The sequence below is a fragment of the Burkholderia reimsis genome, from assembly GCF_003294055.1.
Classification (GTDB): domain Bacteria; phylum Pseudomonadota; class Gammaproteobacteria; order Burkholderiales; family Burkholderiaceae; genus Burkholderia; species Burkholderia cepacia.
The window spans coordinates 382,220-403,588 of record NZ_QMFZ01000001.1 but is presented as its reverse complement, the minus strand read 5'-3'; the positions used below and the strand labels follow the sequence as shown (position 1 = coordinate 403,588).

Below are 21,369 nucleotides of genomic sequence, written 5' to 3'. Positions count from 1 at the left end.
ACGGACTCCGTTGCCGGAAAACGAATAAAAACGAACACAAACGAACGTTTTCGCACCAGCACGCGAAGTGAATCACGTTCAACAACGCTGTGCAGTCAGTTAGACAGGGCCCTCCAGTCAGTTGACAACGGGTGCATCAACCACTAGCTCCATCGATCTTCCTCGACGTCTTGTGATCCCGGCCGTTGCGGCTTTGCACCGACAAGCAACACGCGGATCACACATTTCCGGCCAGAGGAGACCGCAACGCCGGATGCCACAACCGCACCGGCACCTCGACCCGCCGGACGTGCCTTATCGCGTTGCCGTCATGGAGCAATGGTCATCAAGGATGCAAAGGAGACCAAACGATCATGTGGAAGAACCCGCATTGCGCGGGTGGAACCGGTTTTCAGTGCCGGCAGCACTGTTGGTCTTGGGGCTTTGCAGGTCAGTCGGTTGGGCGCATACGCCCGACTGACGGGAGCATTCGGCAGGCGGTGTCTCGCCGAGCGGGCGTACCCGATCGCGGCCTGCGTGCGGCGAATCAACGTGGAGAAGAAGCACCGCGCTGGCGTCTGCCTCGCGGCGTGCGTCGCGCGCTGCCGTGCGGTGCCAGGCCCGGGGCATCATTCAGCATCCACGTTGCAAACGCCTGCAACGGCCCCTGGGCCAGTTCGATCGGTTCGGGCAGGACGAGGCAGAAGTTTTTCGTGACGGACCTGCCCGCCGGCCAGGGTGCGACCAGCCGCCCCTGCTCGAGCTCCGCGTCGACGTAAAGACGCGGCACCAGCGCGACACCCAGGCCCGCGAGCGCCGCTTCGATCAGCATCGAATGGAGATCGTAGCGCGCGCCAACCGCCGAATTGCCCAGCACGATGCCGGACTCCTGCGCATAGGCCTGCCACGCGTCCGGGTTCTGCCGCCGGTGAAGGCGTGGCAATGCATCGAGCGACGGGTTCGCCCCGGCGCCCGCCAGCAACGCCGGACTGCACACGGGCACCAGCACTTCCTCCAGCAGCGGATGCAGATGCATTCCCGCCCATGCCGGATGCTCGAAATGGATGGCGGCATCGAAACCGCTCCCGGCCAGCAGGAACGGTTCCATGCGCTCGGCGATATGGACCGTGACGTTCGGATGCCGATCCTGAAAGTGTTTCAGCCGGGGGATCAGCCAGCGCGTGGCGAAGGTCGGAATGGCGGCGATATCGATGCTCGCGCCTTCGACGGGCTGCCCCATCAGGTACAGGCTGTCCCGTTCCAGCCGATCCAGAATCTCGCGAACCTGCACCGCGTACCGCGCACCGTTCGGTGCCAGCCGTACCCGGTTGCCGATCCGCTCGAACAGCGTGACACCCAGGAACGCCTCCAGCCGTCCGATCTGACGGCTGACGGCGCCCTCGGTTCGGGAGAGTTCATCGGCGGCTCGGGCAAAGCTGCCGTGTCGGGCCGCGGCTTCGAACGCCTGCAGCGCGGAATTGCTCGGGATCTTGCGGGGCATGCGTGGCTCGCCGGTCAGGGTGGGTTCGACGTCAGCTTGAGCAAATATCACTGAAGGCTGACTTTATTTCGTTTTATGGGGTGCAAATGCGAGCTTAGCATTACGTTACCGCACTGACCATCAAGCGCCCGCCGTGGGATGTGCATCTTGCTCAAAGGACGATCCGATGATCTACACCGTGGAATGCAGCTTCGCCGACGTCGACAGCGAAGCCGAATGGAACGACTTCTACAGCCTTGAAAAGCTGCCTGCCCTGATCTCGGTGACGGGGTTTCACACGTCGCAGCGGTTCAAGGCGATCGGCAGCGGTTGCCCTGTCTATCTGGCGATTCACACGATCGACGGTCTCGATGTGCTGACCGGCGACGAATATCGCCGGAAAGGCGGCGGCAATTTTGCGAAATGGCAGCAACACATCACCGACTGGCATCGCAATCTCTATTCCGACATCGGATTGGCCCCGGCGGTGGCGGAAGGCGAACGCCTCGCGCTGTGCGCCGGCGGCCCTGATCCGCTGATCCGGCTGGGCCTCGACCCGCTGGCCATGCAAGCCGTCGCGCTGGAGCAGTTTCCGGCACGACGCTGGCTCGCCGTCGTGCCGCGCAACAGCGCGCCGCTTGTCGAGGAGCGCGCGGAAGGCATTCACCTTTACGCGCCGATGACGGAGCAACTGACGAGCGCACGCGCCATTTCGACTGCCCAGGAGTAAGCCCACGATGCCGAACGTCACTTTCTCGATCGATGCACAGCGAATGCCCGCTGACGAAAATCTTGCCGAGCTGTCGCGCGACTGCGTCGAGCTCTGTACGCATGTACTCGGCGCGGATCTCAAGAACGTCCACGTCGTTTTTCAGGCGGTTCTGCACGGGCACGGACATCCTGTCTACGCGGACATTCGGTATCGCGCCGGGGCGCCCCGCACGTCGGCGGTCATGGACCGGTTCATGGAAGCGCTGGATCGTGCGATCGTCCAGCGCACCGGCCTCACCGCGCGCATCCGGTGTTTTGCTTACACCGCGCCGAACATTCACGCCCGCAACTAACCCACCATTCGCCGATCCGGAGAAGCACGATGGCCACGCTTACCTTTCCCGGCCAGCAAGTCGGGGATTTCACGATTACCGCCATCAGCGATGGCTACCTCACCGCGAGTCTCGACTTTCTGTCGAATATCGATCCGGCCGACGCGTCGAACATGCAGCGTGATGCCGGGCAGAAGGCGCCAGAAGCCGTGCACATCAATTGCTACGTCGTACGCGGCGCGGGACGCACCGTGCTCATCGATGCCGGGGCGGGCGGGTTCAGGCAATGGGGCGGCCAACTCGGGACGAACCTCGCGCTTGCCGGCATCGAGCCCGCCGCGATCGACACCATCCTGCTGACCCACGCGCATCCCGACCATGTCGGGGGGCTCGTGAACGGTGCAGGAGAGATCGCGTTCCCGAATGCGGAACTGGTCGTGCATCGACGCGAGGTCGGGTTCTGGCAGGACGACGGGAATCTGAGTCGCGCCAGCGAACGGGCACGCGGAAATTTCGCGGTGGCGCGTCGGGTGTTCGATGCTTATGGCGACCGGCTTCGTCTTTTCGACGACGGGCAAGTGCTCCCCGGCATCGACGCACTGCCGATACCCGGGCACACCGACGGACACACCGGATATCTGCTTGAATCCCGCGATCAGGGGCTTCTTGTGTGGGGAGACGTGGTTCATTTCCCGCATATCCAGATTCAGCGACCGGAGGTGTCGATTGCCTTCGATCACGATGCGTCGTTGGCCGCTGCTACGCGGTCACGGCTTCTGGACCAGGTCAGTTCGGAGGGGCTGTTGATCGCCGGCATGCATCTGGGGGAACGCGGGTTCGCACGCATCGAGCGAATGAATGGGGGATACCGTTTGCGCTATGAGCGCGAGGAATGAAGCAGACAGCCTCCAGATACCGGCCGCTCGCCGCGATCGCGCGGACATCCGCATCGCGATCGCTGCGCGTCCGACCTTCACGCACGCCTGCTTCACACGCCACTCGCCGCCAGCGAGACCACACATGAAGTGTGCGAACGGGCATTCCCCCCGCCAAACGCCGAGCCGCGTTATTCACCCGTTTGAACCGAGTGGCGCTTTTTGAGGGTTATACGACCTTTGCGCCATACGCCTCGCGTTCCATACTGCACGTGGAAGATCGAGCCGGAAAAGGCACACAGACGCAATTGCGTTTGAAGCCTTCGGCCTGATCAGTCACGACGTAAAAATGGAGCAGAAGATGAGGCTTAAAGACAAGTCAGTGTTGATCACCGGTGGTACCAGCGGCATCGGCCTCGCAACCGCGAAGCTGTTCATTGCGGAAGGCGCCCGCGTAGCGGTGACGGGCCGCGACGAGACGGTGTTCGAGCGCGTGAAGGCCGAGCTTGGCGAGCATGCGCTCGTTCTCAAGGGCGACGTCCGTTCGCTCGACGACATGCGGGCGATTGCCGCCGAGGTCAAGGAGACGTTCGGCGGCCTGGATGTCGTATTCGCGAACGCGGGCTGGGCGTTCCCGTCCGCGGTCAACGACATCGACGACGCGCTCTATGGCGAGATCATGGACATCAACGTCAAGGGCGTGGTGTTCACGCTTCAGGCGGTGCTGCCGGACCTGCGGCCAGGCGCCTCGTTCATTCTCAATACATCGTTCGTCGCGCAGACCGGCAAGCATGGCATCTCGTTGACCGCGGCAGCGAAAGCCGCCGTACGATCGCTCGCCCGCAGCTGGTCCTACGAGTTTCTCGACCGCAAGATCCGCTTCAACGCGATCGCGCCCGGTGTGATCGACACTCCGCTGCTCGCCAAATGGGGCATGCCCGACGAATGGGTTCGCGAGCGCAAGGCCGAATTCGCCGAAACCATTCCGGTGGGCCGCATGGGCCACGCGATGGACATCGCGTACGCGGCGCTCTATCTCGCCAGCGACGAATCGTCGTATGTCGTCGGCACCGAACTGGTCGTCGATGGCGGCGCTTCGCAGCTTTAAGCCTGCGGCGCGCGATGCCTGAGCCCTGCACATCATCCGGGCTCGTCCCCATCCCGATCTCACGTCCGCCACGCCGTTCGTCGCGGCGGCCATTCAATCCGGCCCAATCTGGTTGCGCTCTCAGAGGGGCCGAAGTGCAAGGAGAAACGATCTTGACCGACCGTAGCGAAGACAATGCCTCCGGAACACCGCTCACGAGAGCGGGCCGTTCGCGCCGCGATGCCCTCAAGCTGGGGGGCGCCGCCACCCTCGGCGCCATCCTGGGCGGCAGCGCGTTGCTCGCGCACACCACCCCTGCTCTTGCGCAGGCCGGCAGCAAGGGCGAACTTGCGCCGAATGAACCGCTCAACATCCTGATCGTCAACTACGACGGCGGGACGCTGCTCGACTTCGCCGGCCCCAGCGAAATCTTCCATCGGCTGCCGAATACGAACGTCCGCTACGCGAGCCTCGATGGCGGCAACGTGACGCTCGAATTCGGCGTCGTGTACGGCAAGACCGAGCGGCTCGCCGACATCGAGAAGACGGACGTGCTCCTGGTCCCCGGCGGGTCCGATTTGACGGCGCCGATGCGACCCGCGTACCAGGCGCAGATCCGGCGCCTGGCGGAAAGCGCCAGGCACGTTACGTCGGTCTGCAACGGATCGCTCGTGCTCGCCGCAACGGGCGTGCTCAAGGGCAAGCGAAGCGCGTGCCATTGGGCCTTCGTCAACAAGCTGGCCGAATATGGCGCGATTCCCGTTCCCGACCGCTTCGTGGAAGACGACAACGGCCGGTTCATGAGCGGCGGCGGCGTGACGGCGGGCATCGACTTCGCGCTTCGCGTGGCGGAGAAGCTGCGCGGCCGACAGGCGGCCGAATTCACGCAACTCGTGATCGAATACGATCCCGCGCCGCCGTTCCACTCCGGCCATCCGAGGGACGCGCGGCCGGAAGTCGTCGCGATGGTCGACAAGGAACTGCCCGGCGCCTCCAGGGGGCTCGCACGCATTCCTGGCGTTCGATGAAACATGGGCCGGCAATGCGCGCGGGCCGTCTGCAGGCCTCGATGATCACCGGCTCCGGCATTGCCTGCCCGCCCTTTAAATTTTCGCAGTCCTCTCAATTTGAGCTATAACCGGAAAACACCCGATGCAACAGAATCGTACTTTCGCTACCGCACTTGCAGCAGCCTGCGTCACCTTTTTCGCGTTTGCGACGCCGGCATCTGCCGGTAGTTCGCAACATCCGCCCGAAGCGGCCATCAAAGCCGAGAATGCACGATGGGCGGATGCCTTCGCGCGAGGAGACTACGAAGCAATCGGTCACCTCTATACCCGCGACGGCACCCTCTTGCCGCCCGGCGGCGACAAGGTAACGGGGGGCCGCGCGATCACCGAATACCTCACCAAAGGGTATGCCGGATCGAAGCCTGTCACCGTATCGTTCAGCAACTACGAGTTCTACGGCAACGACCGGGTCGTGACCGAGGTTTCGGATACGGAGATCCATGACCACGACGGAAAGCTCAAATACCGCGGCAAGCAGACGCTCGTCTTTCTGAAGCAAGGTGGCGCGTGGAAGCTGCATCGCGACATGTGGAACGATTACGGTCCGCTGCCGACGAATGACCAATGAGCGTCCGGCGAAACGGATCATGACCTGCGCGAAGCACGACTGATCCGTCAGACGGACATTCATGGGCAGTGCGCTGATCGGCCGGCAGCCGATCAGCGCACGCCGTTCGATCGGCTCTCGCGTCGAATCGCTTGCGGCGGGTGCCCATGCAGTTTGATGAAGGCCCTGCGCATCCGCTCCGGATCGGTGAACCCTACCGCCAGCGCAATCTGCTCGATCGGTTCGCTACCACTCTGCAGGCGCAGCCGCGCCGCTTCGACTCGCAGGCGCTCGACCGCCTTGGCAGGTGTTTCACCGGTTTCCCGGCGAAATGCGCGTCCGAACTGCCGCACACTCAATCGTGCAGCATCGGCGAGCCGTTCGACGGGCAACGCTTCGGCCAGGTGCTCCCGGGCAAAATTCAGCGCGATGCGGATCCGGTCCGATTCCGGCTCCATCTGCGACATCGCCGAGAATTGGGACTGGCCGCCCGGTCGACGATACGGAACGACCAGATACCTGGAGACTGCACGCGCAATCTCCGCACCCATATCCCGTTCAATCATGCCGAGCGCCAGGTCGATTCCGGAGGCGATGCCCGCCGACGTCCAGATGCGACCCTCCTCGATATAGATACTGTCGCCTTCGACCCGGGTGCGCGGGAAGCGCGACTGCAACTGGGCCGCGTACAGCCAGTGCGTCGTGGCTCTCACGCCGTCCAGCAAGCCGGTTTCCGCCAGCAGAAACGCCCCCGTACACACGCTTGCCACCCGCGAGGCCCGGGCGCCGAGTTTCCTGGCGGCGGCGATGTTCTCCGGAGCCCGCATCGGCTCGATCTCCCCGCCCACGAAAATGACGGTGTCGAACGTGCGCCGTCCGATCGGCCGCGTTTCGATCGAAACGCCCGTATTGCCGGGAACCGGGCCGCCGGACTGCGAGATGACCTGGAGATCATAGGGCGTGTGGCCCGCCGCGGTGGCCACCTGATTGAAGGCCGACAGCGGCCCACCCAGATCGAGCACATCGTAGCCACGGCAAACGTAGAATCCGATTCGATGCATGACGAAGTCGTTAACTGAAAACCCGGAAAGTCGCATTTTATCCGGAACCCTCAAATAACGACATGCCGCCTGAAACGAGGGAAAAACGTCCTTTACGCGCCGATCGATTGTCCGTATGTCCAATCGCCGATATCGACCCGGCCGGGACGGGCCGGGACAGGAGTGAGGCCCACGTCACGCCGTATTCACGCTCTGCCACTGCATCGGCGACACACGGTGCACGACGCACACCAGCCAAATATTGCTTTGATATACTTCGCCGCCCCATTCTTCACGTTCCCGCGGACTTATGACTGCCGCACAGTCGGACAACGCATCATCTGATTTCATGCCGGCCGACCTCAGGCAAAGCGTCGTCACGCAGACGTTGCCGCACGCACAGGTCAGCATCAGTCGGCTCAAGACATCTCGCAGGGATATTGGCCGAACCGCGCCATACGAACTGGAAGACGCCGATCTCGTCGTGCTGCAATTACGCGCGTTCGGCGAACAGGAATTGTGGCTCGACGGACGTGTCGCTCGTTTCGTCCCCTATCAAGCAGGAACCGTCACGATCCATGACCTCGATCGCAGATGGGTTTCCGACCTGAAGGGAACGTTCGACTGCATCCATTTTCACCTCCCCCGCCGAACGCTGGAGGAGACAGTCGATGAACTCGGGGGCAGGCAGCGGCCGCAGCTTTACCTGCCACCGCATTTGAGCAAGGTGGACCCGATCATTCATCGCCTGGGCCAGGCCCTGCTCCCCGCTTTGGCGCAGCCTGGGCATGCCTCCCAACTCTTCGTCGACCACGTCGCGCTCGCCTTTCAGGCACATGTCGCGCGCCAGTACGGTGGCGTCAGCGAGCGGCGGGAGAAGTCGACGGGCAAGCTCACGGCGTGGCAGGAGCGAATGGCGAAAGGATTTCTTCTCGAGCACCTGACCGGGAACGTCTCGATTGCCGATGTCGCGAAAGCGTGCGGCCTGTCTCGCGGCTACTTTGTCAAAGCCTTTCATCAGACGACCGGGTTGCCGCCCCATCGCTGGCTGATCAATCAGCGCATCGAGCGCGCAATCATGTACATGCGCACGTCATCCATGCCGCTGCACATGATCTCGGATATCTGCGGCTTCGCGGATCAGAGCCACTTCACCAGAACATTTACGCGCGTCACCGGCGTGTCACCGCGTCGTTGGCGCGCGGACAACATCTGAGGCCCCCGCGATACTCATCGCATCCCCGCCCGGGCATCCTGCCCGGCACGCACGCTGCCCGTTCGGGCAAAATCGGACACCTTCAGCGAAACCGTATCGGCTTTCGCATTCGAGCGCGTCTTCCGGGCGACTGCCAGGATCGGGGCCAGATGCTCGTAAAAGCATTCGAGCTGCCGCGCATCGGATGCCAGTCGCTCGAGGTCGCATGCCTTCTCGAGAATCAACCGGGAAACGTGAAAGCGCTGAAGCCCGCGACCGACCCGAGCCTGAAACACGACGCCATCGCTGTTATGCGGTACCCCCGCCCACACAAGCGAACTGCGGTCCATGAAGCCTCCGAACATTCTTAATCGTCACATCAATATGCCAGCCATCGACGACGCTGCATATTTGTATTTCAAAATTGTGGCGCGCCGCACATCGGCATGTTCGCGTCATCCGGATATTGCGCTGCAGCAAAAGTGCTCGTAGACTGGGTTCGCGCATCCGATGTAGTTGCCCTGCAGTCGCCCCATGACGGGAGAGCACGCCATGACGACTTTTTCATCAGCACTGAATCAGGCCCCCCCTGCCCTTCACGTGTTCCAGCAGGACGGTGGCTGGCACTGGGGTATCACCGTCCCTCGTCCCGCGGGGTCCGGCTTCAAACTGATCGCATTCAGCCACCACATCTTTTCCACTGAAGACACGGCCCAGCACGACGGCGCCCGAGCGTTGGCGTCCATCGTCGCAAATGACGTGCATTGAACCTCGCGGATCGGGCCCCGATCACGCTTCCCGATTCGGTGGTATCCGAAACCCGCAAGCAAGGGAAAACGGAAATCACGGCTGCCGCCGGCAACGCGATTGCGAACCGAGGGCGCCGGAGAAAGCGCCATCGCGAACACCGCATGACCCGCGATGAACGCAGGGCGATTTTTTATCGCATCACGGCAGATAAGGCGTGATGTTCGTCAGCGCACGGGAAACGTACTCATCCTTCTCCCCGACCGGCGCAACGTAATGAAGCGCGCTGCGCGCGGCTTCCTCGCCCTCGAGGCGCGCGATGATCCACGCGGCCAGGTATTGCGAAGCAAAACAGCCGCCAGCCGTTGCGACGTTATCTCGAGCGAAGAACGGCTGATTGAGGACTTCGACGCCCGCCTCGACTACCCAGGGTTTGGTCGTGAGGTCCGTACAGGCCGGGATGTTGTCGAGGAAGCCGAGCCGGGCCAGAACCAGCGTGCCCGAACACTGGGCACCGATCAGTTGCCGGGCGGGATCGAGTTTCAACTGCTCCATCAGCGTCGCGTCGTTGACGACTTCCCGGGTTCGAATGCCGCTCCCGACGATGACGGCATCCGCCGTGCAGGCGTCGGCCAATGTCGACTGCGCCTGCACGGTCACCCCGTTCATCGATGTGACGAAATGCTCCGGGCATGAAAGCGTGACCCGCCAGTCGGGCTTCTTGATGCGATTGAGCACGCCCAGTGCGATGAGGGAATCGAGTTCGTTGAAGCCCTGAAAGGTCAGAATCGCGATGTGCATGGGGTGCCCGTATCTGAAGTCCGTCGGTGCATATTGCCAGATCGCCGACGCGAACGGCCTGGCGTTACGCCGGATTCACCCCGTCGATGCAACCGCCTTGAAGCTGCCGGCGGGCCCCGAACCGCCCGCCAGGTTCAATGACCGGCGTGACTCGTCCCGACACGTCAAGGCTGCCGCTTGCCACGGCCGCCGGCGGGTTTGCCGGCCGGCTTGCGCGATCCCGCAGCCGGCTTGCCCGCCGGTTTGCCGCGCGGTTTCTGCACGCTGAACGGGCTGCCGATGGTGTAATCCGGTTCGTTGCCGGCCGGCTTTGCGTGCGCCGCCGCAGGCTTGTGCCTGCTTTCCCCACCTTGCGCTGGCGGGCGCGGCTTTTTACCGGCCACCGGCCTGGCAACGGGCGCCGTCTGCTGCACTTTCGGCTTCTTCGGCTTTTTGGGCTTCTTGATGATCTGACCCGTCGCGCTGGTTTCCGGCACGCGGTGTTCGGCCTCGAAACCCGGCTCTTCTTCACGGCGCAGCGTTTGCCGGATCAGCGCTTCGATCGCGGCCAGTTGCGGCGCTTCGTCGGCACACACCAGGGACACCGCGACGCCGCTGGCGCCCGCGCGCCCGGTACGGCCGATCCGGTGCACATAGTCTTGCGCGACGATCGGCAGATCGACGTTGATCACCAGCGGCAGATCGTCGATATCGAGCCCGCGCGCCGCCACGTCGGTGGCGACGAGCATCTGGACTTCGCCCGTCTTGAAGCGCTCCAGTGCGCGCAAGCGCGCGGGTTGTGGCTTGTCGCCGTGGATGGTGTCGACCGCATAACCCGCTTCGTCCAGCATGGCCGCCAGGTAATCGACGCCGTTGCGCGTCTTGACGAACACCAGCGCATGCTCCCACTTGTTCTCGGCCACGAGGTGCATGAAGAGGTCGGGCTTGTTCCGCTTGTCCACCGGCACCACCCACTGCTTGATCTTGCTGGCCGTGGCATTGGGCGGGCTGACGCTGATGTTGACCGGGCCGCGCAGAATGCTCGCCGCCATCGCGCGGATCTCGTCGCTGAACGTAGCCGAGAACAGCAACGTCTGGCGCTGGGCGGGCAACGCGGCAAAAACGGCGTTCAGTTCGCGCGCGAAGCCGAGATCCAGCATGCGGTCGGCTTCGTCAAGCACCAGCGTTTGCACCTGATCGAACTGCACCGCGTTCTGGCGATTGAGATCCAGTAACCGGCCCGGCGTGGCCACGAGCACATCCACGCCCTTGCGCAACTTCATCATCTGCGGGTTGATGCTCACGCCGCCGTACGCGGCCAGGAATCGCAGGTCGAGGCCCTTGCCGTAAGCGATGAAGCTTTGCAGCACTTGTTCGGCGAGTTCCCGCGTGGGCACCAGCACCAGGACACGCGCGCGGTTGCTGGACACCGCCGGGCCGTGCTGCACCAGCCGCTGCAACAGCGGCAGCGCGAAACCCGCCGTCTTGCCGGTGCCGGTCTGGGCCCCGGCCATCACGTCCTTGCCGCCGAGCACGGCAGGAATCGCCTTGGCCTGCACCGGCGTAGGAGCCTGGTAATTGAGGTCCTGCAGGTTACGCAGCAAGGGATCGATCAGGCCGAGCGAGGCAAAAGACATGGACGTATTCCGGGCTAAAACCGCAATTCTAGCGGTTGCCGGACGGATCAAGGCCCGCCGCGCCCGGCCGGAAGCCCGCGACGCGGCACGACACGGCAAACCGGAAGCCGCCACGGGCGCAACGCAAAAAGCGATTCCAGCCTTGACCTGCGGCGGGATTCCGTAGCCAATCAGGCAGTGAGTCTCGCGTCGATATTTATCGGAATCCAGCCAGGCTCGACGGACCGTGGCCGGAGGTTGGTAGCGATGAGCGCTGTGGGGCCGGCGTTCGGAAAAGAAACACGTGCTTTCGATCCTCCAGGAACAGGTAAAGCAACGGGGAATTACGCAGCAAGAAATCCTCAGCGCGTTGGGCTGCATCGGCAGCCAGAAGAAAAAGCACAGGGCGCCGGCAAAGTATTGCGACCCGAAGTCGGGCAAATCGTGGTCCGGCTACGGCCCCAAGCCGAAGTGGATCGAAGGCAAGGGTCTCGACGCGCTGCTGGTCGATCGTGGACAACCGCAGCCCTGGTGGCCGGAACGCGAGTCGCCATCCTGAGAGATTGTCCGAGCTGGCCAGCGTACCCCGTCGAGATCCCGTCTCCCTGTTCTACACGTCGATGTACGACGTCGATTGCGACGCCACGAGTTTCGGCGGTGTCGGGCATGCGCACACGCATAGATCGTCGCTTAACGCTGCCTGCCGGCCATCCGGTCCGGTCGTGGAAATCCGCGGGCCATCGGTTGAAATCTTTCCAACCGTCTTGCAGACGGGACACCAGACCGGATCGTGCTCGTAGGCTTGTTCTCGGCCGCCGATCATATCCGAATGGTCCCCGCCCTGGACGATGCCACCCACCGTCGTCGTGTCGCCTTTCACGATGTCGAAGCGTCGCATGGCGGCCCCGTTTAGACCGCGCCCGGCCGCAGGCGCAGGCTGTTCAACAACGTCTCCCAGGTTTGCAGTGCGCCTGCCTCGTCGACCGGCGAGGTCGCCTCTTCAGGTGACAAGTTCGGGCTGCTCGCGCCGAGCAGCAATTGAATGGCCGTATGCGGCTTCGCCAAGGTGCTCGGATCGCCCGGCGCAAGCAGGTAGAACCGATAAGATGTAACTTCGCCTTCCTTCAACGCGAACAGCACTTCCTCGGCGTCCATACCGGCCACTGTGCGCTTTCCTTGTCGCAAGATCCGGTAGCTCCCGTTCGATACCTGGTCCATCTTCGCGCGTAGGTCCGGAAGCGTCTTGGTCAATGGCTTCCCTTGATCTTGATTCATCGACTTTCGCATCTCGATGACAAGCAATGCCGGCCGTCCGGGCAGCAATGCAAACGACTGACTTACCTCTTCGGGATAAGTCGAAGACCCGGCCACAATCCCACCATCGAAGCAAAATCCCGATTCTGATGGGACAGACCAATTGTCGCGTGCTTTTATCCGACGATACAGATCACTGTATACAGGTTCAAATTTATCCAAGCCACTGGATCCAAACGACCCCTTAGTATGAAATAGCGTTTTATTTTCGTAAACATACCCTTCGGAATCATATGGCAGCCTCACGCCTTCCGTGTAGGCATTTACATACACAAACGCCTTCGAATTTTCGCGCGGCGCAATCTCCCTCTCCAACCATACGTGATCCAGCGGCTTGTTATTATTGCCCGGATCAATTCGCTTGCTCGTCTTTAATTTTTTTTCAAGAGCACCTACTGTTTTTTGATAAGCCTCAATCGAAACGTCGTGCCGTGTCTCGAGACTATCACCGCGAAACTCATATCGTTGGTTTGTAATCTCACTTCCTGCAGGGCGATCGAATACAAACCGGCCGATACACCACGCACGCGGCTTCAACAGCAAGGGATTCGTCATTGTCGGCTCGTTAGCAAATGTCATCGGGCAGGTGCAAATGCCCACAATCAAGATCATCAATCGATATATTCGGCTCAAGATTTCGGCTCCGGTGCGTCCTGTGATATCTGGACGATACTATAGAGCAAGGCCCATCGTGCCCAGGGGTGGTTATAACTTTCCTGATGCACGTAGCCACCTTGATCAAACATCATCTGTACGCCCGTTGCTGGCCCGCCGTCTGCACACCTCGCGGGCGCTTCCGCTGACCACACTGGCACGGTACCATCCCCCGGTACGATGCCGTTCTTTTCCGGATCCGGAACGTCACTTCCACTCGGCAGAACCGGTTGTTTTTGCACTTCGAACTCGATGGTGACGTTGCGCGAATCTAGATGAATTCGCACAGTCCCGCGATGAGAGTCGCTCAGAAGCCGCCCAGCACGGAGTTCGTCCTCTGTTACATCAGGTGGTACGTTTCCTTTCCATATAATGGTACCCCATGCCAGCAAGTCGCCTATTTTCTTTCCCTTCTCGATTTTTTGGCTGTCGTGACCGCTGCCGGGACCGACCTGATTTTTTTGCTTAAGCACGCCATCGCCATAGGACAGATACGTCTTACGATGATATTTTGAACGGATCGCATTTTGCTTCTCGACGACCTTCTCCATTAATTTGGTAAAATTTTCCGAAACCGTTTCTCCTCGCCCTAAATCGTCCAAGCGATCTTTGACAATTCCGGCCGGATCTAGCAATGAAGATGACTCCGCCGGAACTAAGCCAAACCATTTTGAATTGGCATAGACATCTTGGTACACCGCCCCCTTACGGGGCAACTGCATGACGGGTGTCCCGTTGAGATGCGAGAAGATCCACCAAGGTTTCTCGTCGTGGTAGTCCGGCATCGGCAGCAGTTCCAGGGGACCAGGCGCGTTCGCCGCCACTGCAACAAATTCGTCCGCGTTGCTGCCGAGCAGCGCGCCGTTGATGAACCCGTTCAGCAATCCCTCATTGCCGCCACCCGTGCGAAATCGTTTTGCCGCGATCGGTGCGCCGGTCGCCGGCAGCACGTTGTGGAATACGCCGTGCATCAAACCCTCTGCACCGTGCATCGCGACTGCCATACGGGCAACCAGGCCGCCCATCGAGTGGGTGAGAATGATCGCCTTGCCGCTGTCGTTCTCGGCGATGATCTCGTTGATCCCCATCAGCCGCGCTTTCTTGCCGCTCTTCTTGTCCGTGAAGGTCAATCCCTCGATCACGTCCTTCGCCGACTGTTCATTCGACTGCAGCCAGTTGTAGCCGATCGCATACACCCGGTAGCGGTACTTCAGGAATCGTTTGAAGACTTCCGAGTCTTCGGTGATCGCCTGCCCCCGGCCTTGCTCACCCACGCCCGTCGCACCATAGTCGGCGGGCTCGGTGCCCAACAAGGGCTTGAGCGTCCAGTCCTTGCCGTCGGGATCGGTCTCGATCCACGCGCCTTTGTTCTTCCCCATGCATCGTGGCTCGTTGAGCTGCTCCTCGAGCCAAGCCAGCATCGGCTGGTAGCTCGACCGGTAGACCGAGCCCCAGCCACGTCGGAGTGCCTCGGCTTCGTCGACATACTGGTCTTCGCTATCGTCCTTCTGGACCTTGCCCGCACGAACAGGTCCGAGCGGTGTCACGACTGCCTTGGTCGGGTCGTATCGCGTCTCTCGCGTGGATGCGCCCTTGAACCACATGCCGAGCAGCGCCGGCAGTGCCCCAAAGTCACCCAACATGCCGTCCGTGTTCGGTGGGAAAAAGATCGGGTCCCCGGTCTCCTTGTTGACCAATGGGGAGCCCATCACGCCCGGCAGGAAGATCACCGGCACGATCGGACGGACGTCGCACAGCAACTCCTTTTGCCGCGTATCGCTCGCCGGCGTCAACGTGAAGTGCCCGACCGACGCGCCGTCCTTGTCCGTGCGGCTGGTCACCCGCACGACATCCTGTTCTGCACTATCGCTGAACGGCGAACCGCCGGCGGAATCGTTCGTGTTGTCAGTCATCGTCGTTGTTCTATTTCGCGTGTCGGTTGTCGAATTCACTCAGCAGGACCGCTCGGCCGGCGCCGTAATGCCCGTACCGCCAGCTTCTCGATATCCTCGCTCTTCTGCTCGGTGATCTGCCCCAGTTCGTCCGTCGTCCCGGACAACTTTGTCCCGTCGCCACGAATCAGCTCGTACGGATGGTTTTTCAGCACCTCGCCGGTGATGCGATCACGCAGTACGTACGGGTCGTTGAACCTGGCCGTCGGCATACTGTTCATTCGCTGGGCCACCGAGCTCGGCCCCTGCCGACTGAAGGACGCCGACTTGATCGTGCGGCCGGCCTGCGTGCCGTCCTCGATCCCGGACGCCGACCACTGCGTGTACGATCCGCCGGCCTTGATCCAGATCTCGTCGGCATCGAGCACGATGCGCTTGGCTTTCACGTTCACTTCTTTCCCGGCGTTCACGCGCACGTCGTCGGTGTGGGCCGAGATCTCGACCTTCCCTTTCGCAGCAAACAGCTTCATGCCGGCCTTGTGAACGAACAGGCTGATCTTTTCTGCGGCCGCAACGATCAGTGACTTCCCGCTTCCCAGATGCGTGTTCTCGCCACTGATCACGTTGACTTCCTTGTCGGCCACCACGTGGGCCGAATGATCGGCGATAGCGGCAAAGTCCGCGGGTGTCGCGATGACGATCACCGGTTTCGCGAATCCGTTGGCGTTGCCGGTACCGCCGCCGGCAGTGACCCCGCCCGAATTTCGGCCCGACACCGCGTGCTCCGCATCCTTGGCCAGCGCGTTGAGCGCGTCCTGACCGGCTTGCAACGATTCGGCTTGTGCTGTCGTGCTGGCGCTCGACAGCGATTCCGCCAGCATCCCGGCTTTCTGCAATTGCGTACGGGCTTCTCCGACACTCATCTGTTCGTCGTCGTAGGCTTTCCGATGCGTGCTGATCGACAGTCCCTTGCTCGCACGAACCGCGCCGTATTCGTCGGCGTGCAGCACGAACCCTTGCCCCAGATAGCGGCCACGCGTATTGCCGTCCTGCTGGATCAGGTAACCCTGGGTCAGCGCTGCATAGCTCTGCCCCGTGTAGCTGATCAGTCGCGTGCCGCCCTGGTTCGTGGCGTCGTCGTGGATGAATGCGTTATACGCTCCGGTTTTGCCGAAGCCCTGCGACTGAAACCCCGACAGCAGCACATTGGTGTGCCAGGGCGCGGGTGTCGTGCCACCGCTGGCGCGGCCCAAGATGAAGGGCTTGTCACAGTCGTTTCCCCAGTAGCCGACGAGCACCCATTCGCCCGCGCGGGGAACATGCACCCCGCCGTAGCCGTTCCCGGTATCCGCCTGCATCGACGAAAGCAGGGGCGAGGCATTGAACGCACCTGGCGGATTCTTCCTGTCCCATGCGAAATGGACACGGACCTGATTGCGTTCGTTCGACCACGCTTCGAATCCTTCCTGCGTGACCACCAGCGCATGCTCGATCGGCATCGCGGGCTTCGGATGCTCGAAGGGGCTGCGATACTCCAGGCGCGCGTCCTGCGCTTCGACCTCAATCACGTAAAAGCCGGTTGTTCCGTCCTCGCCATGACCCGGAGTCGAGAAGCGTGCGCCGTGGGCTGCCTGTTGTTCATCCAGTGTCGCGCGCAGACTCAGCGGAAATTCCGCCAACGGCTGGCCGATCGGCACATTGTTCTCGATGAACCAGCGCGCTTCGACCACCAGGAAGGTCCGGGCATCGCTGTCGTGTTCCGGATGGCGTGGATGGTCGTTCAGGACGAAGCGCGATCCCGCATCGAGCCAACGCAACCCTCCAACCCCGAAGTATCGGCGCGCTCGCGCATCCCACCCCTGTACACGCCTGCGTGCACGCGCTTCGCCACTGGTCTCATCGGGATAACCGTAAGCGGTCGGCTCATAGACCGTCATCGGTGCAGCCGGTATCGATTGCTGCTCCGCCTGATGGCGACCGTCGTCGGCCGCGTAGCCGACCGACTGGAGCGCACTGGCCACTTCAAAGCGAGCGGTCGGGCGCTTGTAGTCGAACGAGCTCGATTCGTATCGCAAGCTCTGCATCGTCTGCATGGCCGCCCAATGCGCAAACCCGCTCACTACTTCACCGTCCCCGGCATCGCGAACAAAATCGGCTGCCTTCGGATCCGGCAGCGCGGCAACCCGGTCGACGATCACCAGTGTGGTCTTGGGCGTCTCGCCGTTACGGACCGGATCGTGGACCCAGTAGCAATACCAGCCCTCGTCTTCGAGCAGCCGATGGAAAAAGTGCAGATCCGTCTCACTCTGGCGGCACCACGAGCGCACTGCCGGTTCGCGATTCAGGTCGAAGCGGAAGTTGCCATGCAGTTGCGGATAGCGATTCAGGATCTCGGAGACGATTTCCTGCGCACTTTGTTCGGTCCAGCCTTCGTCGTTACGGGTGCCGCCCAGGAATACCAGCGCCGAGGAAAACTCGAGCTGGTATGTCGACAGCCCACCGTCCCCGCCGAGGTAGCCGACTTTGTGTACAAAGCCGTGGATCGGCCGATAGACCGCGTCGGCGAAAGGGGCACCGGGCTGTTGCAACCAGAGCGTCACTGGCTGATGCATCAGCGAGAGCAGCGCCGTATCGTCGCGCAGGGACGCGACATCGATCGTCCAATGGTAGTCGCGGCCAATCCGCGCCGAACCACGCGCGCGCAGCGGGATCAACGCGTTTTGGCCGAGCGGCGTGTCCAGTCGCAACAGCCGGTTGTTCTGCAATAAGCCCCGATGGATCGCGTTATAAAGCTCGCGATATTTAAACTCCCCCGGCGCGGATGGTCTAAGCACCATTGTTCTCTCAGGTTCGTTTTAGAGTTTTTCTTCGAAAGTGCGACAACGCTTGCTCGCGCGTGTCTAGTCGCGGCGCATCATCATCGCTCCATTCTCACGACCGGATAGTGAATTTTTCGTGTCTCGATGTGGCGCGTCGTAGTGATCGCCCGTACTACGATTGGTCGCACCGCACTCACATACAGCTGCATAAACAAACGTCCGGGAATTGCAGTGCCATAACCCTAACGCTTCACCGTCATAATCGCCAACGATCGCACCATTGTGATTTGAAGATTTTTCACATTGCAATTCATTATCGATACCCTTTGCTTTGCGGGTTGATAATATTAATCTCGTCGACAAGGTTAATTTCACAAATCAGTTAACAAAGTCACGGTTCCGATTTGATCTTGTTCCTTCCTGTTTGCCCCGCTTGGTATCGTGACGTCAGCTATTGCCAAGGGTCATCGCTGAGGTTCGGCGAGTCGTTGTCTACCCCCGGCCCGCGACTCGATTCAGCCATCGACTCCTTGCGCCGACGGTTCTTTCTCTCAAGCTTGCAAACACCATGGTGCTTCGACCATCACAGGGATGCAACGCCGCGCCCCCGGAACACGGTTCGTCAAACCAGGTGAATCGATGCACGATCACCTCGACCTCGGTCCGCACGCGCTTCTCGGTGTCATTGGACGCGAATTTCAGGACGGACGGTTTACGATCGGACAATGTGCCGCTCCCCTGCCTCATCCAGCAGGGGTTGAATCGCATGCACGCGGGGATCCAGATGGCCGTTCGATTAGGTTTGATCGTCCGGGACGGCACACGCAAGGGCCACGGCTTCCGGCACGCGCCACACGCATGGGAGCCGGTGCGTCGCCGGCTTGAAGAATGTTGAGAATCGTTATCGTGACTTTCGTTTTCCCGACGAAGGGATAAGACGCGTGTGACGCGCTTCTTTGCGTTTGTTTGGCTCCCTGAACCGGATGGCTCACTTGCGGCAGCAATAGCAAATGATTCTCGATCGCCCGTCCTGCCCGGCCCCGGCCGATGCGTCCCGACGCCCACCGCCGTCGTCAATTGGCCCCGCTGGCACAAACGCTGGATGGCCTTCCGGCCGTTTGCCGCGAGGCATACTTTCTGTGTCGCGTGCGCGGGTTCAGCATCGAACAGGCGGCACGCTCGCTCGGGCTCGAGCCGGCCGTCGTGCGCACCTATCTCGTACGGGCCCAACGCGCCTGCCACGCCGCACTGTCCTGAACTGTGAGCCGCTGCGAAGAAAAGAATCGCAGGCCATGCCGAGAGCCCTCGAAAAACCCCGGAGAAAACGATGTCGCTTGCAGAGATTGATCGGGACGGGTGGGGACTGGATGATGCCGAGCCGATCGCTTCGGCGCACCCCGCCACCTTCTGGTTACCCGAGCGTCAGCGACGCTAGTCCCTCATTCCAGGCGACATCGTGAAGCTCATCTTTCGTATTCGGACAGTGGATCGGGAGAGAAACGAAAAGAACGCATGCCGGTAACTACAGAAGGAATCGTGGGAGGGGTGTATGTTGGTCGGTTCGATAACGACCCATTGTGTACTCGCGACATGGTTACCGACTTTGAAGTCAAGTTCGAGACTCGTCACGTGATCGATATATGTGACTCGGACGGGTAGGCAAATAGGAGAGTTGTGACGCAGCGCAGCCTTGGGCCTTTCGCACAAGTCGTTGGGTTGAGCTGCTTTCTTTACGCCGCCGCTCGTACAACCATCCTGCAACTCGAAATCCTGCCGTATCAAAAGACGCCGTCCCATCGAACGGCCACGATACGAGCGATAGATAATCGAGAGCACGAGACAGCGCATTGCCGGCCAGAGACGGCCGGTCATTGTTCAATCTTTGATCGCGAAATCCGATTATGCGTACCCTGTTTATCTGCACACGAAATCGATTGCGAAGCCCAACAGCCGGTATGCCCGTTATGCTCGATTTACTTAATGAAACTGAGCGACCAACATGCTTCGCTTATCCGCGCCACTTTGCCAGGGCAGTTGAATTGAATATTCTCAACTTGGAGGCCAGTTCAAAAAGGCTGCTCGATACACCTGAAGATATTCCAACAGACAAGCGGGCAACCGGGTTTCAGGAATGCCTCGTGAATGTCAGCCCGTCGCTCGAAGCAAGTGCGTAGGCGACGAAAACTGTAGAGCCAGGAATGAGTGCGTTCGACCATCCAACGATACTTGCCGAGTCCGCTGCCGCGTCCGGCCCGGCGCTTCGCGATCACGGGCTGGATACCGCGATTGCGCAGGGCTCGCCGATGCGGCTCGGAATCGTGGCCGCGATCGGCGTAGACCACGCGAGGCCATTGAATCGCTCGATGCTGCCCCGTCACGAAAGCCGGGTGATAAGCTCGATGCCGGCGCGCTGTCGTGCTTCGACTCGCATCGACACGCCCGGAACCCTGCCCCTACGACCGCAACGAGCCACCCATGCCTCTCGCCCCGTCCGTCCTCTCCGCGTTCACGCCTACCGGCAAGCTGCGCGCGTCGATCAATCTCGGCAACCCGATCCTCGCGAACCGCGACCCCGAAACCGGCGAACCGTTCGGCGTGTCGATCGACCTCGCGCGCGCATTCGCCGAACGCCTGTCGGCCGAGCTGGAACTCGTGGTGTTCGACACCGCCGCCAAATCGGTGCAGGCGCTGACCGACGAGCGTGCCGATTTCGGTTTCTTCGCGGTCGATCCGCTGCGCGGCGAAACGGTCGCGTTCACGGCAGCGTACGTGCTGATCGAGGGGTTCTATCTCGTGCGCGACGCGTCGCCGGTCCGCACGAACGCGGACGTCGACCAGCCTCACAACCGCGTGACCGTCGGCAAGGGCAGCGCGTACGACCTGTTCCTCACACGCGAGCTGAAGGCCGCGCAGATCGTGCGTGCACCGACGTCGCAAGCCGTCGTGCAGACCTTCGTCGACCAGCAGCTGGAAGTCGCGGCGGGCGTGAAGCAGCAGCTCGAGGCCGATGCGGCGAAAACGCCCGGCCTGCGCCTGCTCGACGAACGGTTCATGGTGATCCGGCAGGCAATGGGCGTGCCGAAGCGTCGCGGCGAAGCCGCCGCGGCGGCACTGAATGCGTTCGTCGAGGAAATGAAGGCGTCGGGCTTCGTCGCGGATGCGCTGCGACGGCATGGCATCACCGGCGCATCCGTCGCGCCGCCGGGCTGATCGAAAGCGGCTCGGCAGCAT

Annotated in this window: 20 protein-coding genes and 1 pseudogene; 11 read left to right on the top strand and 10 right to left on the bottom strand. The window is 61.6% G+C overall.

Annotated elements, in window-relative coordinates:
* Positions 1-526: 526 nt before the first annotated feature.
* A complete protein-coding gene (locus DPV79_RS01735; RefSeq protein WP_059710597.1) occupies positions 527-1,480 on the bottom strand; it encodes a LysR substrate-binding domain-containing protein in 954 nt (317 codons plus the stop codon).
* Between the two features lie 166 nt (positions 1,481-1,646).
* On the opposite strand from DPV79_RS01735, the gene DPV79_RS01730 reads away from it, so the two are divergent.
* The 6 genes from DPV79_RS01730 to DPV79_RS01705 all read left to right on the top strand — a co-directional run bounded on the left by DPV79_RS01730 (position 1,647) and on the right by DPV79_RS01705 (position 6,102).
* A complete protein-coding gene (locus DPV79_RS01730) occupies positions 1,647-2,189 on the top strand; it encodes a hypothetical protein (protein ID WP_059688257.1) in 543 nt (180 codons plus the stop codon).
* A 7-nt stretch (positions 2,190-2,196) separates the two neighbouring features.
* Positions 2,197-2,523, top strand: a complete 327-nt coding sequence (locus DPV79_RS01725) for a hypothetical protein (RefSeq protein WP_113044605.1) — start codon at positions 2,197-2,199, stop codon at positions 2,521-2,523.
* Between the two features lie 29 nt (positions 2,524-2,552).
* Complete coding sequence (locus tag DPV79_RS01720) at positions 2,553-3,398, top strand: MBL fold metallo-hydrolase (protein WP_113044604.1); 846 nt, start codon at positions 2,553-2,555, stop codon at positions 3,396-3,398.
* 340 nt (positions 3,399-3,738) lie between these two features.
* Positions 3,739-4,485 carry an SDR family oxidoreductase gene (locus DPV79_RS01715; protein WP_113044716.1) on the top strand — a complete coding sequence of 249 codons (747 nt, stop codon included), beginning with the start codon at positions 3,739-3,741 and terminating at the stop codon, positions 4,483-4,485.
* Between the two features lie 134 nt (positions 4,486-4,619).
* Positions 4,620-5,492: a DJ-1/PfpI family protein gene (locus DPV79_RS01710; RefSeq protein ID WP_404822354.1), complete on the top strand. Its 873-nt coding sequence runs from the start codon at positions 4,620-4,622 to the stop codon at positions 5,490-5,492.
* A gap of 124 nt (positions 5,493-5,616) precedes the next feature.
* Complete coding sequence (locus DPV79_RS01705) at positions 5,617-6,102, top strand: YybH family protein (RefSeq protein WP_113044603.1); 486 nt, start codon at positions 5,617-5,619, stop codon at positions 6,100-6,102.
* 92 nt (positions 6,103-6,194) lie between these two features.
* On the opposite strand, the gene DPV79_RS01700 is transcribed toward DPV79_RS01705, so the two are convergent.
* Positions 6,195-7,142 carry a GlxA family transcriptional regulator gene (locus DPV79_RS01700; RefSeq protein ID WP_111941357.1) on the bottom strand — a complete coding sequence of 316 codons (948 nt, stop codon included), beginning with the start codon at positions 7,140-7,142 and terminating at the stop codon, positions 6,195-6,197.
* A 289-nt stretch (positions 7,143-7,431) separates the two neighbouring features.
* On the opposite strand from DPV79_RS01700, the gene DPV79_RS01695 reads away from it, so the two are divergent.
* Positions 7,432-8,337, top strand: coding sequence for a helix-turn-helix transcriptional regulator (locus DPV79_RS01695; protein ID WP_113044602.1), 906 nt, complete (start codon positions 7,432-7,434; stop codon positions 8,335-8,337).
* A 14-nt stretch (positions 8,338-8,351) separates the two neighbouring features.
* Here DPV79_RS01695 and DPV79_RS01690 read toward each other — a convergent pair whose 3' ends face one another.
* Complete coding sequence (locus DPV79_RS01690) at positions 8,352-8,666, bottom strand: hypothetical protein (protein WP_042972813.1); 315 nt, start codon at positions 8,664-8,666, stop codon at positions 8,352-8,354.
* A 202-nt stretch (positions 8,667-8,868) separates the two neighbouring features.
* On the opposite strand from DPV79_RS01690, the gene DPV79_RS01685 reads away from it, so the two are divergent.
* Positions 8,869-9,084: a hypothetical protein gene (locus DPV79_RS01685; RefSeq protein WP_059688292.1), complete on the top strand. Its 216-nt coding sequence runs from the start codon at positions 8,869-8,871 to the stop codon at positions 9,082-9,084.
* A gap of 180 nt (positions 9,085-9,264) precedes the next feature.
* Here DPV79_RS01685 and DPV79_RS01680 read toward each other — a convergent pair whose 3' ends face one another.
* Positions 9,265-9,864 carry a DJ-1/PfpI family protein gene (locus DPV79_RS01680; RefSeq protein ID WP_059485583.1) on the bottom strand — a complete coding sequence of 200 codons (600 nt, stop codon included), beginning with the start codon at positions 9,862-9,864 and terminating at the stop codon, positions 9,265-9,267.
* A 164-nt stretch (positions 9,865-10,028) separates the two neighbouring features.
* The gene (locus DPV79_RS01675; RefSeq protein ID WP_060309426.1) at positions 10,029-11,480 is read right to left on the bottom strand and encodes a DEAD/DEAH box helicase; all 1,452 of its coding nucleotides are present in this window, start codon (positions 11,478-11,480) and stop codon (positions 10,029-10,031) included.
* 283 nt (positions 11,481-11,763) lie between these two features.
* Between DPV79_RS01675 and DPV79_RS01670 the strand changes: the two genes are divergently transcribed.
* Positions 11,764-12,018 carry an H-NS histone family protein gene (locus DPV79_RS01670; protein ID WP_244321694.1) on the top strand — a complete coding sequence of 85 codons (255 nt, stop codon included), beginning with the start codon at positions 11,764-11,766 and terminating at the stop codon, positions 12,016-12,018.
* Positions 12,019-12,069: 51 nt separating this feature from the next.
* On the opposite strand, the gene DPV79_RS01665 is transcribed toward DPV79_RS01670, so the two are convergent.
* The 4 genes from DPV79_RS01665 to DPV79_RS01650 all read right to left on the bottom strand — a co-directional run bounded on the left by DPV79_RS01665 (position 12,070) and on the right by DPV79_RS01650 (position 18,156).
* Positions 12,070-12,357: a PAAR domain-containing protein gene (locus tag DPV79_RS01665; protein WP_081075941.1), complete on the bottom strand. Its 288-nt coding sequence runs from the start codon at positions 12,355-12,357 to the stop codon at positions 12,070-12,072.
* Positions 12,358-12,368: 11 nt separating this feature from the next.
* Positions 12,369-13,328 carry a T6SS immunity protein Tli4 family protein gene (locus DPV79_RS42470; protein WP_208866695.1) on the bottom strand — a complete coding sequence of 320 codons (960 nt, stop codon included), beginning with the start codon at positions 13,326-13,328 and terminating at the stop codon, positions 12,369-12,371.
* A gap of 74 nt (positions 13,329-13,402) precedes the next feature.
* Complete coding sequence (locus DPV79_RS01655) at positions 13,403-15,340, bottom strand: esterase/lipase family protein (RefSeq protein ID WP_113044599.1); 1,938 nt, start codon at positions 15,338-15,340, stop codon at positions 13,403-13,405.
* Positions 15,341-15,375: 35 nt separating this feature from the next.
* Positions 15,376-18,156 (bottom strand): type VI secretion system Vgr family protein, encoded by a 2,781-nt coding sequence (locus DPV79_RS01650; protein WP_113044598.1) that lies wholly within the window; start codon positions 18,154-18,156, stop codon positions 15,376-15,378.
* Between the two features lie 1,029 nt (positions 18,157-19,185).
* Here DPV79_RS01650 and DPV79_RS43800 point away from each other — a divergent pair.
* Positions 19,186-19,395 carry an RNA polymerase sigma factor gene (locus DPV79_RS43800; protein WP_113044597.1) on the top strand — a complete coding sequence of 70 codons (210 nt, stop codon included), beginning with the start codon at positions 19,186-19,188 and terminating at the stop codon, positions 19,393-19,395.
* Positions 19,396-20,204: 809 nt separating this feature from the next.
* Here DPV79_RS43800 and DPV79_RS01635 read toward each other — a convergent pair.
* Positions 20,205-20,495, bottom strand: a pseudogene (locus tag DPV79_RS01635) (transposase); the annotation flags it as partial.
* A 118-nt stretch (positions 20,496-20,613) separates the two neighbouring features.
* On the opposite strand from DPV79_RS01635, the gene DPV79_RS01630 reads away from it, so the two are divergent.
* Positions 20,614-21,348: an ABC transporter substrate-binding protein gene (locus tag DPV79_RS01630; RefSeq protein WP_113044596.1), complete on the top strand. Its 735-nt coding sequence runs from the start codon at positions 20,614-20,616 to the stop codon at positions 21,346-21,348.
* The last annotated feature ends 21 nt before the right edge of the window (positions 21,349-21,369 follow it).

Coding starts and splice junctions, on each gene's coding strand:
- DPV79_RS42470 (WP_208866695.1), bottom strand. CDS start 13,328: ATGACGAATCCCTTGCTGTTGAAGCCGCGTGCGTGGTGTATCGGCCGG.
- DPV79_RS01680 (WP_059485583.1), bottom strand. CDS start 9,864: ATGCACATCGCGATTCTGACCTTTCAGGGCTTCAACGAACTCGATTCC.
- DPV79_RS01700 (WP_111941357.1), bottom strand. CDS start 7,142: ATGCATCGAATCGGATTCTACGTTTGCCGTGGCTACGATGTGCTCGAT.
- DPV79_RS01665 (WP_081075941.1), bottom strand. CDS start 12,357: ATGCGACGCTTCGACATCGTGAAAGGCGACACGACGACGGTGGGTGGC.
- DPV79_RS01705 (WP_113044603.1), top strand. CDS start 5,617: ATGCAACAGAATCGTACTTTCGCTACCGCACTTGCAGCAGCCTGCGTC.
- DPV79_RS01715 (WP_113044716.1), top strand. CDS start 3,739: ATGAGGCTTAAAGACAAGTCAGTGTTGATCACCGGTGGTACCAGCGGC.
- DPV79_RS01690 (WP_042972813.1), bottom strand. CDS start 8,666: ATGGACCGCAGTTCGCTTGTGTGGGCGGGGGTACCGCATAACAGCGAT.
- DPV79_RS01695 (WP_113044602.1), top strand. CDS start 7,432: ATGACTGCCGCACAGTCGGACAACGCATCATCTGATTTCATGCCGGCC.
- DPV79_RS01650 (WP_113044598.1), bottom strand. CDS start 18,156: ATGGTGCTTAGACCATCCGCGCCGGGGGAGTTTAAATATCGCGAGCTT.
- DPV79_RS01735 (WP_059710597.1), bottom strand. CDS start 1,480: ATGCCCCGCAAGATCCCGAGCAATTCCGCGCTGCAGGCGTTCGAAGCC.
- DPV79_RS01685 (WP_059688292.1), top strand. CDS start 8,869: ATGACGACTTTTTCATCAGCACTGAATCAGGCCCCCCCTGCCCTTCAC.
- DPV79_RS01720 (WP_113044604.1), top strand. CDS start 2,553: ATGGCCACGCTTACCTTTCCCGGCCAGCAAGTCGGGGATTTCACGATT.
- DPV79_RS01730 (WP_059688257.1), top strand. CDS start 1,647: ATGATCTACACCGTGGAATGCAGCTTCGCCGACGTCGACAGCGAAGCC.
- DPV79_RS01630 (WP_113044596.1), top strand. CDS start 20,614: ATGCCTCTCGCCCCGTCCGTCCTCTCCGCGTTCACGCCTACCGGCAAG.
- DPV79_RS01725 (WP_113044605.1), top strand. CDS start 2,197: ATGCCGAACGTCACTTTCTCGATCGATGCACAGCGAATGCCCGCTGAC.
- DPV79_RS01655 (WP_113044599.1), bottom strand. CDS start 15,340: ATGACTGACAACACGAACGATTCCGCCGGCGGTTCGCCGTTCAGCGAT.
- DPV79_RS43800 (WP_113044597.1), top strand. CDS start 19,186: ATGCGTCCCGACGCCCACCGCCGTCGTCAATTGGCCCCGCTGGCACAA.
- DPV79_RS01675 (WP_060309426.1), bottom strand. CDS start 11,480: ATGTCTTTTGCCTCGCTCGGCCTGATCGATCCCTTGCTGCGTAACCTG.